Raw genomic sequence first — 14,188 nt, 5'->3', positions numbered from 1 at the left:
CGGGCAACGTCCGCCTCCCTTCGCGGCCGTCCGGCACTGGCCCCAGGCGGCGGCCACCACCTCCGAGTCTGCCCGCTCCGCCCTCCGCAGCAACGCCGCCGCCACCAGCCCCCCGAGCAGTACGGCCACCGCCTTCACCGTATGACTGTCCGTCATACCGGAGGAACGCGCGTCCGGAACACGACGCCGCTCCGCCGCCGAGCCCGCCGACGCCCCCGGCAGGGACGTCGCGGCGACCGGAATCAGCACCGCGACGCGGGAGGTGAGGACCGCCCCGAGCACCGCCGCGCCCAGGCCGTCGCCGAATTCCACGAGCGTGCCGTTGATGCCCGCGCCCACGCCCGCCTTCGTGGGCGGGATGGCACTCGTGATGGCGTGCGCCATGGCGGGGTCGGCGACCGTGCCGCGGCGTCGTCTCTGCGTATGCGGCCGTCGTCGCCTGCTCAGGACACCGCGGGCTTGATCAGGTATCCGGCGCCGCGCCGGGTGTGGATCATCGGCTCGCGGCCTGCGTCGATCTTCCGTCGCAGGTAGGAGATGTACAGCTCGACGACATTGGCTTTCCCGCCGAAGTCGTACGACCACACGCGGTCCAGGATCTGCGCCTTGCTGAGCACACGCCGCGGGTTGCGCATCAGGAAGCGGAGTAGTTCGAACTCGGTGGCGGTGAGGTGGATGTTCTCACCGCCCCGCGACACCTCGTGACTGTCCTCGTCGAGGGTGAGGTCGCCGACGACGAGCACGGATTCGGAGCGGCGGTCGGCGGCACCGCACCGCCGGATCAGAGCACGAAGCCGGGCCACGACCTCTTCGACACTGAACGGCTTGGTGACGTAGTCGTCCCCACCGGCGGTCAGACCCGCGATCCGGTCCTCGACGCCGTCCTTGGCGGTCAGGAAGAGAACGGGCACGTCGGGCAGCACGCGCCGCAGCTCCCCCAGGACGGCCAGGCCGCCCATGTCCGGAAGCATCATGTCGAGGATGACCGCGTCGGGCCGGAACTCGCGCGCGGTCCGCATCGCGCCCTGCCCATCACCCGCGCTGCGGATCTGCCAGCCTTCGTAGCGAAGTGCCATGGACAGCAGTTCGGCGATCGACAGCTCGTCGTCCACCACCAGGACTCGGACGGGACCCCCGTCCGGCCTGAGCAGTTCGGTGCGCCTCTGGGGCGAGGTCGTGGTCATGGGGGACACCTTGTCGAGGTCCCCTGAGAGCGCTCTTTCAGTGATCTGTGATTTCCCTGAGAAACGCACAGGTTCCTCTCAGGGAACTCCCGGGAAGACTCCGGCACCGCCCGCCCATCGGGGCCACCGGCCTTGCCGTAAGGCGCATTTGCACCTGCACCGCGCACCCCGATACCGAGACAGCAGGGCCACGGTCCTCCGCCCGTCAGAACAGCCCGTCCTGAACACCCGCGTCCCCCACCTCCCGTATCGGCACGGTCGTTTCATCCCTCCCCGAGGCGGCCGTCAGCTCCCACCCCGTCATCAACCGCGTGTCCAGTACGACGCAACCGCGTCCGGTGGCCATGTGCAGATCGGGCCCTGCGGCAGCCAGAAGCTCGCCGCTCACCACCCCGCCGGCGACCAACTCGCCCACCACACCGTCCGCCCGTGCCAGCCCGTCGAGCCCGAACACCCCGCTGTGGTCGACGACCCGGAACGGCGCCCGCTCCAGCGACTCCGGCCAGCCGGCGAGTGCCACCGCCCGCGCGTGCAGCTCCGCAAGTTCAGCGGCCCGCTCCCCGGCGGGCGGCAACGCAGCACGTACCGCCCGCTTGTCGGCGTACGGAATCCGGTCCGGCACCCGCAGCGCGGCGCGCAGCAGCTCCTCCGCACGCCGTGCCGCCATCAGCGGCCCGCGCCCCAGCCAGGTGAAGGAGACGGCGCCCTGTTCCAACAACCGCGCTGGACCGCGCCGGACCGCCGTGATCCCGACCTTGACCATGCCGGGCCCGAACCACGCCAGATACACGTGGTACGGCTGCGGATCGTCGACGGCGGCGTCGGCTGCGACGGAATGCATCCGATCGAGCCGCGCGCACTCCTCGCACCGCGCGCCGGTACTCCGCCCGGACACCACGGCCCGCGCCGGACACCCGTGCCCCCGCGCACCCACACACGTCCGCACACCCCCCGCCACGACGGCGAAGGCCACCCGCTTCCCCCGCTGCAGACGACTGCCCCGCCCGCCTTCCCACCCGAGCACGGGCACGCCGTCCCCCCACCGCAGCCCCGTGCATCGCCACACCTGAGTCATTGCTGTCGAGAGTAGAGGCGGCCACTGACAACGCGGTCCGGAAGGAGGGACGACGCGGAAGACGGACCGGCGGGCCGGCGCGCCCACGGGAGACGCACCGGGTGCGCGGAGGGCACACGCTCGGGCCTCGTTTGACAGGTGAGGCTAATGGCATTAGCTTTTTAGTTACAGACATTAGCTCCTGTGGGGACGGCATGACCGAGTTCTTGAAGGTCGACGACGGACGGCTCGCCTACGACGTGACAGGCGAGGGCCCGCTGATCGTGCTCGCCCACGGCATGGGCGACAACAGGGCGGCCTACCGCGAGGTGGCCGCACGTCTCGCCGCCGTCGGATTCCGCATCGTCAACACCGACCTGCGCGGGCACGGCGAGTCCAGCACCGGCTGGGCGTCCTACACCCGCACCGATGTGGCGGCCGACCTGCTCGCTCTGATCCGGCACCTGGGCGGCCCCGCCGTCATCGTGGGCCACTCCTTCGCCGGTGGCGCCGCCACCATCGCGGCGGCGCGGGACCCCGAACTGGTCAGCGCCATCGTCGAGATCAGTCCGTTCACCCGCGCGCAGAAGATCGACCTGGGCGCTCTGGCGTCCCACGCCCGCTACCGCAAGGGCATGGCGCTGCTCATGGGTGCCGGGCTCCTGCGCAGCGTCGGGCTGTGGAAGCGTTACCTCGACCACGCCTACCCGGGCCTCAGGCCCGCCGACGTCGCCGACCATATCGCCGCTCTCGACGCCGACCTGCGCAGGCCGGGCCGGATGGCGGTCGTCAGCAGGATGGGTATGTCCGCACCCACCGACGCGGGTGCCGTACTCGCTGGCATCCAGTGCCCCGCTCTGGTCATCGGTGGCACGCTCGACCCCGACTGGGCCGACCCCGGGGCCGAGGGCGAGGGCGTCGTGGCAGGGATGCCCACGGGCCTCGGCCGCCTTGAGATGATCGAGGGGGCGGGCCACTACGCACACGTCCAGTTCCCCGCCGAAGTCACCGCAGCCATCACGGCCTTCCTCAAGGTCAGCCCACGTGGCTAGAACCACGCTCTCCGCGGACGCGGTGGTCGATGTCGCGCTACGGATCCTCGACGAGGACTCTCCCGCCGCCCTGACCCTGTCGGCGGTCGCCGGCCGGGCGGGTGTGGCCACCCCGTCTCTCTACAAGCACGTGCGCAACCTTGCCGAGCTGCGCGACCTTCTTTCAGCGCGCATCATGAACGAGATCGCGGACCAGGTCGGCGAGGCCGTGCTCGGACGCTCCGCAGACGAGGCGATCGGCGCACTCATGTCGGCCTGGCGCAACTACGCGTTGGCGCACCCGAACCGCTACGCGGCACTCGTCCACAGCCCCGAGCCACGGACGGCCGAGGCCGGCACGCGACTGATCAACATCGTGCTCGCCACCTTGCGGGCCTACGGCATGGAGGACTCCGCGGCGATCCACGCGGCCCGATGCCTGCGCGCCGTCGTCCACGGCTTCGCCGCCCTGGAGAGCGAAGGCGCGTTCGGACTCCCCGAGAAACTGGACGAGAGCTACGACCTGCTGATCCATATGGTCATCACCGGCCTGCACTCACCTCGTGATGCTGGGCCCCTCCCGTGAAAGGGGCGGCGAGGTACAGGGGATGACTGGCCGTCAGGCGAGCGTAAGTAGCGGATGGATGGCATGATCACGCGGATGGCCGGTCATGCTGAGTTGTCGTTGCGGTGGGAAGGGAAGTCCGCACGCTGGTGGACCGCGTTGTCCGCGCTCTTCGCGGTTGCGGCGGGGGGTGCGGCACGCCTCGGTGCTCCGGGCGCGCAGGATTGGGGGATCATTTCCGCGATCGTGGGTGTGGGGGCCGTCGGGTGCGCGCTCGGGCTGCTCAGGCGACGGGTGGAGGCGGGCCCGGACGGGCTGCGATTCCGCACGGTGCTGCGGTGGCGGCGGCTGGAGTGGGACGAGATCGTCCGCTTGGAGGACCTGCGGGTAGCCGCTGCCGACCCCCGCGTCCGTCGTTCGAACCTGCGTGTCGCGGCCACACTGCGCGACGGCTCCATGGTCTCGCTGCCGGTGCCGTGGGTCGGCGCCGCCGACGTGGGGGACTTCGAGAAGCAGGTGTCCCAGCTGCGTGCGCTGCACCGCCGTTACGCGCGCAGCACCCGGGGGTCGTAACTCCCAGCGTTCATGCCGGGCCCGCAAAGAGTCCGCGGACCCTGTACGGACGCGGGCTCACGCCTGGGCACGCCGCCATCAACACGCCTCACGGTCTCACCGCGAGCCCCGGGGCATCGCAGGGCATTCACATGTGTCCTCCATGCCGTCGCTCACATCAGGTTGGCGCGTGCGGGTGCACGACCTGCGCGTCGCTGCTGCCGGCCCAAGGCGTCGACGCGCGCACCGTCATGGAGACGCTGGGCCACAGCATGATCACGATGACGTTGGACACCTACGCGCACGTGATGGGGGCGACGCTGCGCGCGGCTGCGGATCGGACGGACGATGCGTTGGGCGACGATCTCAAAGAGGAGATCTTGTAGTCGGGTGCTTTCATGACGTCGTCCGCACGGCCAACGCAGGTGTTGATGTCACTCACTGACGTCAGAGGCCCCGCCGGGCGAACCGGCGGGGCCTCTGATCTATGTGCACTCGGCAGGATTCGAACCTGCAACCTTCTGATCCGTAGTCAGATGCTCTATCCGTTAAGCTACGAGTGCTTGTCTTTTATTTTCGCCCCCGCTCCCGGTCCTTTCGGCCCGCTCGCGGCGACAGGAAGAACATTACATGACTGCCGCCGCCATGTGAAATCCGTTTGCCACACCCCTTGTGACCTGCGGAAACGCACTGCAGGGGGCAAGGTGGTTCGCGGGGCGGGCCGGCCGGCCGGGAGGCGACGCCATCCCGGAAACACCGAAGCCCCGGCCGTGAGGACCGGGGCTTCGGTGATCAAGCGCGGAGGCGGAGGGATTTGAACCCTCGATGGGCTTTAAGACCCAAACCGCATTAGCAGTGCGGCGCCATAGACCGGACTAGGCGACGCCTCCAGCACAACCGTCCGCGCGAGCGCGAATGGTGCGTGCAGATGATGACACAGTCGAGCGGCGTGTCACCAATCGCCCCCCACGGTACTAGGCCGAAAGGCCACAGGGCAAAGCACGGGGCCGCGATCCGCCGGGCGGGATGCGCAAGGCGGGGTCCGACGCGGATGCTCCGGGGGCGGCGCGCGCCGCTTCCCTCTCGGCGACGCCACGGCCGCCACCTCCGCCACCCGTGCCGCACCCGCAACCACAGCACCCCGTCGCCGTTAGTCAGGGCATGATCCAGATCACCACGCGCCGCGCACTCCTCGGTGCCGTCGCCCTCCTCTCCATGGCCGCGGCGCCCGCCGTGGCGTACGACCACGTCCACCCCTCCGCCCCCCGCGGGGACCGGCTCGTCATCACCGTCAGCCACGCCGGGCGCGCCGATGGGACGTACCTGCTGCGCTGCCATCCCGCTCGCGGCAGCCATCCGAACCCTGCCGGCGCGTGCGCCACCCTCGACCGGCGGACCGTCTGGGGCCGGGACCCGTTCGCCCCGGTGCCGCCACTGCGCCTGTGCACGATGGAATACGGCGGCCCGGCCACCGCGCACATCACCGGGAGCTGGGCGGGGCGTCCGGTCGCCGCGCGGTACAACCGCAGGAACGGCTGCGAGATCGCCCGCTGGAACGAACTGGTGCCCCTGCTGCCGAAGGTCCGTTCGTAGCGTCCGCCCCCACCGGGCCACGGCCCGCGCCTGGGGACATCGGGTTCCGCGGGAACGACCTGCGCGGTCACTGGCTCTGCGTCACTTCCCCATGCCGCTTCCCGCCCATCCGCCGCCGCGGGCCGGGCCACTGCCCGTAGACTCCCTCGCGTGACACGCTGCGGGCCGATTGGCAAGATGGCCTCCGCGGTCGGCAAGGTGCAGTAACAGGGAGGAAGCGTCTCGTGAGCAGCAGGCCATCCCGAGGCGCTGCTCGCCTCGCAGCCATACTGGACGCACTGCCCGACGCGTTGGTGCTGGTCAACGCCAACGGGACCGTCGTGAACGCCAACACCATCGCCCTGGAGGCCTTCGAGGCGCCGGGGACGGCTCTGGTAGGGCGGGGGCTGCTCGATCTGCTGCCGCATTTCGACTCACGGCTGATCCCCGGGTCCATGCGACGACCCGACTCCATGGACTCACAGGGGCGGACCAAGCCGACGCGGATGACCGCCCGGCGGACGGACGGGAGCGAGTTCCCCGTCGAAGTCACCAGCGCCAACCTGGAGGACGGCCGGCAGGCGTACGACGGCCAGGGCTACACCGGCGACGAACTCCTCATGCTCGTCGTCCGCGACCTGTCCGGCACCGTCGACACGGAGGCCGAACTCGCCCGCTCCCAGCGTCAGACCGAGATGATCCTGCGGGCCGCGGCCGAGGGCGTGGTGGGCACGGACACGGACGGGCGGATCGTGCTCGTCAATCCGGCCGCCGCCCAGATCCTCGGATACCGGGCCAGCGATCTTGGCGGGAAGGAGCTGCACACCCTCGTGCTGCACTCCCGCGAGGACGGCTCCCCCTTCCCGTACGCCGAGTCCCCGCTCCACGACACCCTGCGCTCCGGACGCAAGCACCGGGTGCGCGGACAGGTGCTGTGGTCCAAGAGCGGCGGCAAGGTGCCGGTCGACCTGACGACCTCGCCGGTACGCGACGGCGACCAGATCGTCGGCGCCGTGATGACGTTCACCGACCGGCGCCCGTTCGACGCGCTCGCCGCGGAGAAGGACCAGGCCGCCAAGCAGCACGAACAGGAACGGGAGCGGGTCGCCAAGGAGCACGAGGAGGAGCGGGAACGGGTCGCCGAGGAGCACGCCCTGGAGCTCGCCGGGCTCCGGGAGCGGCATGCCGAGGAGATCGCGGCCGGCGACGAGCGCTATGCGGCGCTCGGCGAGCGCGAGAAGGACCGCTACGAGGCGCTGACCGCTCGCCATGAGCAACTGCTCGCCGTACTCGGCCGGTCCCTGCGCGGCCCCCTCGACCAGCTGCGGGGTCAACTGTCCGCACTCGCCGCGGACGACGCCGGCCAGTTGTGGCCCGAGGCCAACCAGGTGCTCCACCACCTCGCGGCCGGCTACTCGCGCATCACCACGCTCGTCGACAACGTCCTCGGCTACCAGCGTCTGGACGCGGGCGAGGACGAGATCGTACGGACGACCGTCATGCTCGACGCGGTCGTCACCGCCGGTGTCGACGGCGCCGTCGAACTGATCGGGCCCGGACGTGTGCAGTTCGCCGTGCACGCCCCGCCCATCGAGGCCGAGGTCGACCCGCGGCGGCTCGCCCAGGCGCTCGCGCACCTCATCGCGGACGTGGCGGGCGTCGACGCCACGGGCAACGCGCCCGTCTCCGCGGGCGGTTACACGGACAACACCGTCGTGGTGGCGGCCGCACAGCGCGGCGAGGTCGTACGCGTCGAGGTGCGCGGCCCGTACACCGGGGGAGACCCGGTGCACCAGCCGATCGTCGGCGGCATCGTGCGTGCGCACGGTGGTGTGCTGCAGACGCACGAGGTGCCGGGCATGAGCGGCAGCGCGTACGTACTGGAGGTACCGCTCGGCAGTGGCGCGGGCGCGGTCACGGCGACTTCGGCCGAGGCGCCCGGGGAGGAGCCCGGTGCCGAGGCCGCCCCGCCCGAGCGGGCCGCCCAGCAGGGCGGTGGCCGGCGGCGGGCCCGCCGGTCCTCCGTGGACGCGTTCCTGGAGAGCGAGGTCGGCGGCTCCGCGGCGCCCTCCGACACGGACGCGGCGGCGCCCACCGGGCGGCGCAGGCGGCGCGCGGCGGAGAAGGCCGCCGCAGAGGCGTCCGGGACGGCTCAGGCGACCGCGAGCAAGGGTGCCGCGGAGACCGGGGCGTCCGGAGACACGGGACGACGACGCGGACTGCCGACCCCCGCCGAGGGCGGTAGCGAAGGCGTGAACGAGGACTCGGCGGTGACCGCCGCCGAGCATGCTGCGGAAAGCCTGCCCGCGCCCACGGGACGACGCGCCCGCCAAAACAGCGAGCAGCAGGCGCTGCAGCCCGCCCTGCCTGCGGCCTCCGGCCCGCCGTCACCGGACGGCTCCGGGGCCGCTCCGGAGTCCACCGGACGCCGTCGGCGCGCCCTCGCCCCCGCGAACGAGCGTGCCGCCGCCGCGGACTCCGGTGCCCGGCCGGTGTTCGCGCTGCCGCCGGCCGAGGCCGACCGCACACCGGAGCAGAACCCGCCCGCTGCCGCCCAGGCCGACGAGGGCCGCCATGACGCGGCACCGCACGACCAGGTCGAGAACCACACGCCGCCGCAGCCTCATCCGGTGCCCACGGGTCGCCGCCACGCCCGCCAGGCCGCCGTGCCCGGGCAGCTGCCGGACAGGACGGGCAGCACGGATACGGCCGGGCCGACGCCTCCCCGGGGCGTGCCCGCGCAGATCGCCTCCCCCCAGGGTGTCCCCGCATCGATGGCGGCCGCACCCTCCGGCCAGGGCGTGCCCGCACCGGACGGTCCGCATCCTGTCCCCGCGCAGGGCGTCCCCGTGGCCACGGTCGAGCCGCAGGCCGTTCCCCCGCAGGGGATTCCGGCTCAGGGCGGGCTGCAGCCCGCGCAGGCCCTGCCCGTGACCGCCACGCCCCCGTCCGGAACCTTGGTGCCCCCGCAGGCCGCCCAGCCGCAGCACTGGCCCGGTTCCGGTTCCGGTGACACCTCCGGGGCCGGGATGCCTCTACCGCAGCCCACCCCGTCGGCAGGCACCCCACTGCCTCCGGAGCGCACCGCCCAGCCGCGGACCGCGCAGCCACTGCCCGCCGAGACGGCCGCACCCGTCGATCCCCACTCGACGCAGGGACGGGCGATCAGCGTACGGACGCTCGGTCAGGGTGTGCCCTTCGTACGTCCGACGGCTGCCCAGCCGCAGTCTCAGCCGTCGTCCACGCCTCCCCCCAACCAGTCGAACGGTTCGGGTCGGCGCCGCAAACTCGGCACACCTCCCGAGCCCGCGGGCGAGCGTGCGGAGACTGCCGCGCGCCCGCATCCGCAGACTGCCTCGACTCCGCTCCCGGCACAGCCCACCCTGGCCGGGCAGTCCCGCCTGGCCGCGGCCTCCGAGGGCGCCGGACGGTCGTATGCCATAGGGGCCCCGGACGCGAACGCCGACGAGGGTCCCGAGCCGCTCGACGGACCCGGCGGTGCCGTCGAGATCGCCGACCACCCCCAGACGCAGCCGATGGACGACGAGCTGCCCCCGGAGCCGCTCGACAACCCGCGTCGGCTGCTCGTGTGGCCCGCGCCGGACGTGACGACCCAGCAGGCGCTCAGCGACCGCGGCTACCGGCCCGTCGTCGTCAACTCCCGTGAGGAGGTCGACGCACAGATCGCCGCCTTCCCGGCCGCGCTCTTCGTCGACCCGCTCACAGGCCCGATCACGCGGACCGCGCTCCAGTCGCTGCGCCAGGCCGCGGTGGCCGCCGAGGTCCCCGTGCTGGTCACGGCGGGGCTCGGACAGGCGACGCGCGAGGCGGCGTACGGCGCCGACCCGGCCGTACTCCTGAAGGCGCTGGCTCCGCGTGACTCCGAGCAGCACCCACCACGCGTGCTGCTCGTCGAGGAGCACACGGAGATCGCGCTCGCGCTCACCGCGTCGCTGGAGCGGCGCGGGATGCAGGTCGCCCGGGCCGCGTCGGACACGGACGCGGTCACGCTCGCCGCACAGATGCGACCGAACCTCGTGGTGATGGACCTGATGCAGGTTCACCGCCGCCAGGCCGGGATCGTCGACTGGCTGCACGCGAACAACCTGCTCAACCGCACCCCGCTCGTCGTCTACACCGCTGCCGTCGACCAGGCCGACCTGCCGCGGCTGGTGTCGGGGGAGACGGTCCTGTTCCTGGCGGAGCGCTCGACGAGCGCCGAGGTGCAGGGGCGGATCGTGGATCTGCTGGCGCGGATCGGTACGAACTGAGGCCGTCCGAAGGGTGATCAATCCACCCAGATGCCACAGAGGGCACTGTTTCACGTGAAACAGTGCCCTCTTTCGCCCGCCTTCGGCCCTAAATATGGGTGACGTTCAGCTCTCCGGTGGCGTACTGCCGCCGCAGTACCTTCTTGTCGAACTTTCCGACGCTCGTCTTGGGCACCACATCGATGACCGTCCAGCGCTCGGGAAGCTGCCACTTGGCGATCTTGGCCTCGTCCAAGAGGAAGGAGCGCAGGGTGGCGAAGTCGGCAGCGGCACCGTCCTTCAACACCACGATGGCGAGCGGGCGTTCGCCCCACTTGTCGTCCGGAACGGCGACGACGGCGGCCTCGGCGACATCCGGGTGGGACATCAGCCCGTTCTCCAGTTCCACCGACGAGATCCACTCGCCGCCGGACTTGATGACGTCCTTGGCGCGGTCGGTGAGAGTGAGGAAGCCGTCGGGGCCGATGGTGCCGACGTCACCGGTCTTGAGCCAGCCGTCTTCGCTGAACTTGTCGGCGGGGCGCAGGGGTTCGACATCCGGGCCGTTGTAGTACGCGCCCGCGATCCACGGTCCGCGCACCTCCAGTTCGCCCGCCGACGCGCCGTCCCAGGGGAGCCGTTCGCCACCGGGTCCGATGAGGCGGGCCTCGACGCCGGCCGGGAAGCGGCCCTGGGTGAGCCGGTACGCGAACTCCTCCTCCGTACCGACCACGTGGGCCGGCGGGCGGGCCACCGTGCCCAGCGGTGAGGTCTCCGTCATGCCCCAGGCGTGGCAGACACGCATCCCCAGCTTGTCGAAGGCTTCCATGAGGGAGGGCGGGCAGGCCGAGCCGCCAATGGTGACGTGCGTGAGAAAGGAGACGTCGCGGGGCCTGGCGATCAGCTCGCCGAGCAGGCCCTGCCAGATGGTGGGTACTGCGGCGGCGTGCGTCGGCCGCTCGCCCTCGATCATCTCGGCGAGCGGGGCGGGCTGCAGATGGCGGTCTGGCATCAGCATGTTCACGCCGGTCATGAAGGCGGCGTGCGGCAGGCCCCAGGCGTTCACATGGAACTGCGGGACCACGACCAGCGAGGTGTCCTGGTCCGTCAGTCCCATCGACTGGGCCATGTTGACCTGCATGGAGTGCAGGTAGATCGAGCGGTGGCTGTAGACCACGCCCTTGGGGTCGCCGGTGGTGCCGGAGGTGTAGCACAGAGCGGCGGCCTGGCGTTCGTCCAACTCGGGCCAGGCATACGTGGTCGGCTTGCCGACGATCAGGTCCTCGTACTCGTGCACCTGCACGGGAGAGCCGTCGAGCGGGGTACGGTCGCCTGGGCCCGAGACGACGACGTGCTCGACCGTCTTCAGATGCCGCAGCAACGGGGCGAGCAGGGGGATCAGGGAGCCGTTGACGATGATCACGCGGTCGGCGGCGTGGTTGATGATCCAGGCCAGCTGCTCGGCGGGCAGGCGCAGGTTGAGGGTGTGCAGGACCGCCCCCATGGAGGGGATCGCGAAGTACGCCTCGACGTGCTCGGCGTTGTTCCACATGAGGGTCGCGACCCGGTCGTCGCCCCTGACCCCGAGGTCGTCGCGGAGGGCGTTGGCCAGCTGCACCGCGCGGCTGCCCGCCTCGGCGAAGGTACGCCGCTGTGGCTCGCCCTCCCCGGTCCAGGTGGTGATCCGGGACCGTCCGTGCACCAGCGCCCCATGCACGAGGATGCGGGTGACGGTCAGCGGTACGTCCTGCATGGTGCTCAGCACGGCGGTCCTCCCGGGGCGGCATGGCCTACGCGGTCATAGGGGTTGCGCAGATTCTGCGCACATACCGCTTGGTATGTCACTAGGCCTCGGGATGATCGATCAAGGCGCGGTCACAGCACTAGCGCCCCGGCAGGCAACGTTCACCCTCAAAGGAGCGACGCCGTGGGGCACTTCCCGCTCTGGGGTCCCCCCGCTCGAAGAGCTTGGGGGAGCGTGCCGGGCGTCGCGACGGGGTAGACGACGCCCGCTGGGGCACTAGCGCACCGGCTCCAGCTCGGGATCCTCGCGGAGCTTGCCCAATGCCCGGGACACTGCCGACTTGACCGTACCGATGGAGACGCCGAGCACCTCGGCCGTCTGGGCCTCGCTCAGGTCCTCGTAGTAGCGCAGGACCACCATCGCCCGCTGACGTGCAGGCAGTTTCATGATGGCCCGCCACATGGCGTCGTGCAGCGCCTGCCCCTCGGCCGGGTCTGCGGCCGGCACCCCCGCGGGCTCGGGCAACTCGTCGCACACGAACTCGTCGACCTTGCGCTTGCGCCACTGCGAGGTCCGCGTGTTCAGCAGCGCACGGCGTACGTACCCGTCGAGCGCGCGATGGTCCTCGATCCGGTCCCAGGCGACATACGTCTTCGTCAGCGCGGTCTGCAGCAGGTCCTCCGCATCGCTCGGGTTCGCGGTCAGCGACCGGGCGGTGCGCAGCAGCAGCGGATGGCGGGCCTCCACGTACGCCGAGAACGACGGGTACGGAAGGGTCCGCGTCCTGGCGTTCGAAGCGCTGGTGCAGACGGGTGTGGTCATGGCTCCACGCTAGGTTCGCCCCTCCTCCGGCGGATCGGCCGCAGGTCCCGAAGCGGTCTCCGCCTCAGGTTGTAGGTGGGGGGCCACCCCCACCTACTGAAGGTGGACGAGTCTGCATGCATCCCTGAGGGTTCGCCCCTGAGAGGCGATGCGAGCAGCTCGCACGGCAGCGGCCGCTGCCGGCCGCACCGAGCGTCACCTCCCTCTTCCTTATTTCGAACGTTCGTACGAGCATGGATTCATGGCCACCATCGACCGGCAGGCCACCGCCCTGGCCCTGGCCCACGCCCTGTCCGCCGCGGAGCGCGGACTGGCGGTGATCCCGCTGTCCCGGACGAAGCTGCCGGCCCTGCGCTCCCCCCACCGCGACGATCCCGACCCGACAGCAGCCGCCTGCCACGGCGAATGCGGCCGCTTCGGGCACGGGGTGTACGACGCCACGACCGACCCCCGCCGTATCCGCGAACTGTTCTCCGCCGCACCCTGGACCACCGGCTACGGCATCGCCTGCGGCCTGTACCCCCACCACCTGATCGGCATCGATATCGACACCACATCAGGAACCGGCTCCTCGGCAGCCCTGCGCGAACTCGCACTGCGCCACCTGTTCGCCATCCCCGAGACGGTGGTCGTGCTGACCCCGAGCGGAGGCCGGCACCTGTGGCTGAGCGGCCCGCCGGACGTGGTCGTGCCGAACTCGGCAAGCCGTCTGGCACCCGGCGTCGATGTACGCGGTGCGGGCGGCTATCTGGTCGGCCCCGGCTCGCGCACCGAGCACGGCGTGTACGGCACGGCGCCGGGCACCGCGCACCTCGCGCCCGCACCCTGCCCGTCCACCCTGCTGCGCCTGCTCGCGCCCCCGCCGCGCCTGCGTCCGGCCACGCCTTCGCCGGCCGGACGGCACGGCCGGGGCCTCGTCCAGTTCGTCCTCGCCGCGCACGAGGGACAGCGCAACACCCGGCTGTTCTGGGCCGCCTGCCGGGCGTACGAGAACGGGTTCGGCCCCGACCTGGCCCCCGCGCTGATCGACGCCGCGGTCCGCACCGGCCTCACGGAACGCGAGGCCCGTTCGACGATCGCGTCGGCGGCACGGACGACGGGGCAGCGACCCTGAGGACAGCTGCGGCAGGCGCGACGGCGCAGGTCGCCATCCAGTCGCACCCGACGGAGAGCGAACTCGACGGTCCGAAGACAGCGATCCCTCTCGTGCCTCTCGCGCGCCCGGTCGGCCGGAGAACCACGCAGGACAGCGGCGACCGGCAGTCAGGGCCGACGCGAGAGCCCCCGACCGATGCTGCCGGTCAGGGGCCCTCAACCACTGCGGTGGGTGTGGGATTTGAACCCACGGTGACTCGCGCCACGACGGTTTTCAAGACCGTCGCGGTGTCGCGCTCGAAACCCAGCCTGACCTGGC

10 protein-coding genes, 3 tRNA genes and 1 pseudogene are annotated in these 14,188 nt (G+C 71.5%); 6 read left to right on the top strand and 8 right to left on the bottom strand.

Annotated features, from left to right (window positions below; all coding sequences use genetic code 11):
* Nucleotides 1-48 precede the first annotated feature (48 nt).
* The 3 genes and pseudogenes from BIV24_RS31915 to BIV24_RS14795 all read right to left on the bottom strand — a co-directional run.
* A pseudogene (locus BIV24_RS31915) lies at nucleotides 49-399 on the bottom strand (MFS transporter); the annotation flags it as partial.
* 44 nt (nucleotides 400-443) lie between these two features.
* Entirely contained in the window at nucleotides 444-1,184 is a 741-nt protein-coding gene (locus tag BIV24_RS14800) for a response regulator transcription factor (RefSeq protein WP_071366754.1), read from the bottom strand.
* 205 nt (nucleotides 1,185-1,389) lie between these two features.
* Entirely contained in the window at nucleotides 1,390-2,259 is an 870-nt protein-coding gene (locus tag BIV24_RS14795) for a DUF2797 domain-containing protein (protein WP_071366753.1), read from the bottom strand.
* 194 nt (nucleotides 2,260-2,453) lie between these two features.
* On the opposite strand from BIV24_RS14795, the gene BIV24_RS14790 reads away from it, so the two are divergent.
* The 3 genes from BIV24_RS14790 (at nucleotide 2,454) to BIV24_RS14780 (ending at nucleotide 4,407) form a co-directional block, all read left to right on the top strand.
* Nucleotides 2,454-3,290 carry an alpha/beta fold hydrolase gene (locus BIV24_RS14790; RefSeq protein ID WP_071366752.1) on the top strand — a complete coding sequence of 279 codons (837 nt, stop codon included), beginning with the start codon at nucleotides 2,454-2,456 and terminating at the stop codon, nucleotides 3,288-3,290.
* Entirely contained in the window at nucleotides 3,283-3,855 is a 573-nt protein-coding gene (locus tag BIV24_RS14785) for a TetR/AcrR family transcriptional regulator (protein WP_071366751.1), read from the top strand. Before BIV24_RS14790 ends, BIV24_RS14785 begins: the two co-directional genes overlap by 8 nt.
* A 75-nt stretch (nucleotides 3,856-3,930) precedes the next feature.
* Nucleotides 3,931-4,407, top strand: coding sequence for a PH domain-containing protein (locus BIV24_RS14780; protein WP_177198721.1), 477 nt, complete (start codon nucleotides 3,931-3,933; stop codon nucleotides 4,405-4,407).
* A 469-nt stretch (nucleotides 4,408-4,876) separates the two neighbouring features.
* Here the strand turns inward: BIV24_RS14780 and BIV24_RS14775 are convergent.
* Nucleotides 4,877-4,949: transfer RNA gene (locus tag BIV24_RS14775), tRNA-Arg, on the bottom strand.
* 236 nt (nucleotides 4,950-5,185) lie between these two features.
* Nucleotides 5,186-5,276 (bottom strand) — tRNA-Ser (locus BIV24_RS14770).
* Nucleotides 5,277-5,547: 271 nt separating this feature from the next.
* Here BIV24_RS14770 and BIV24_RS14765 point away from each other — a divergent pair.
* On the top strand, nucleotides 5,548-5,979 hold the full coding sequence (locus tag BIV24_RS14765; protein ID WP_071366749.1) for an SSI family serine proteinase inhibitor: 432 nt from the start codon (nucleotides 5,548-5,550) through the stop codon (nucleotides 5,977-5,979).
* A 224-nt stretch (nucleotides 5,980-6,203) separates the two neighbouring features.
* Nucleotides 6,204-10,229, top strand: coding sequence for a PAS domain-containing protein (locus BIV24_RS14760; protein WP_071366748.1), 4,026 nt, complete (start codon nucleotides 6,204-6,206; stop codon nucleotides 10,227-10,229).
* Between the two features lie 88 nt (nucleotides 10,230-10,317).
* Here the strand turns inward: BIV24_RS14760 and BIV24_RS14755 are convergent, their stop codons facing one another.
* Nucleotides 10,318-11,973, bottom strand: a complete 1,656-nt coding sequence (locus tag BIV24_RS14755) for a long-chain fatty acid--CoA ligase (protein WP_071366747.1) — start codon at nucleotides 11,971-11,973, stop codon at nucleotides 10,318-10,320.
* A 255-nt stretch (nucleotides 11,974-12,228) separates the two neighbouring features.
* Nucleotides 12,229-12,774: a SigE family RNA polymerase sigma factor gene (locus BIV24_RS14750; RefSeq protein ID WP_071366746.1), complete on the bottom strand. Its 546-nt coding sequence runs from the start codon at nucleotides 12,772-12,774 to the stop codon at nucleotides 12,229-12,231.
* A 241-nt stretch (nucleotides 12,775-13,015) separates the two neighbouring features.
* Here BIV24_RS14750 and BIV24_RS14745 point away from each other — a divergent pair, with 241 nt between their 5' ends.
* Complete coding sequence (locus BIV24_RS14745; protein ID WP_071366745.1) at nucleotides 13,016-13,888, top strand: bifunctional DNA primase/polymerase; 873 nt, start codon at nucleotides 13,016-13,018, stop codon at nucleotides 13,886-13,888.
* A gap of 207 nt (nucleotides 13,889-14,095) precedes the next feature.
* Here the strand turns inward: BIV24_RS14745 and BIV24_RS34400 are convergent.
* Nucleotides 14,096-14,179: transfer RNA gene (locus BIV24_RS34400), tRNA-Ser, on the bottom strand.
* Nucleotides 14,180-14,188 lie beyond the last annotated feature (9 nt).

The organism is Streptomyces colonosanans (assembly GCF_001866645.1).
GTDB classification, from domain to species: domain Bacteria; phylum Actinomycetota; class Actinomycetes; order Streptomycetales; family Streptomycetaceae; genus Streptomyces; species Streptomyces colonosanans.
Note: the sequence above shows the minus strand (reverse complement) of the source record. Positions and strands in the feature narration are given on the sequence as shown.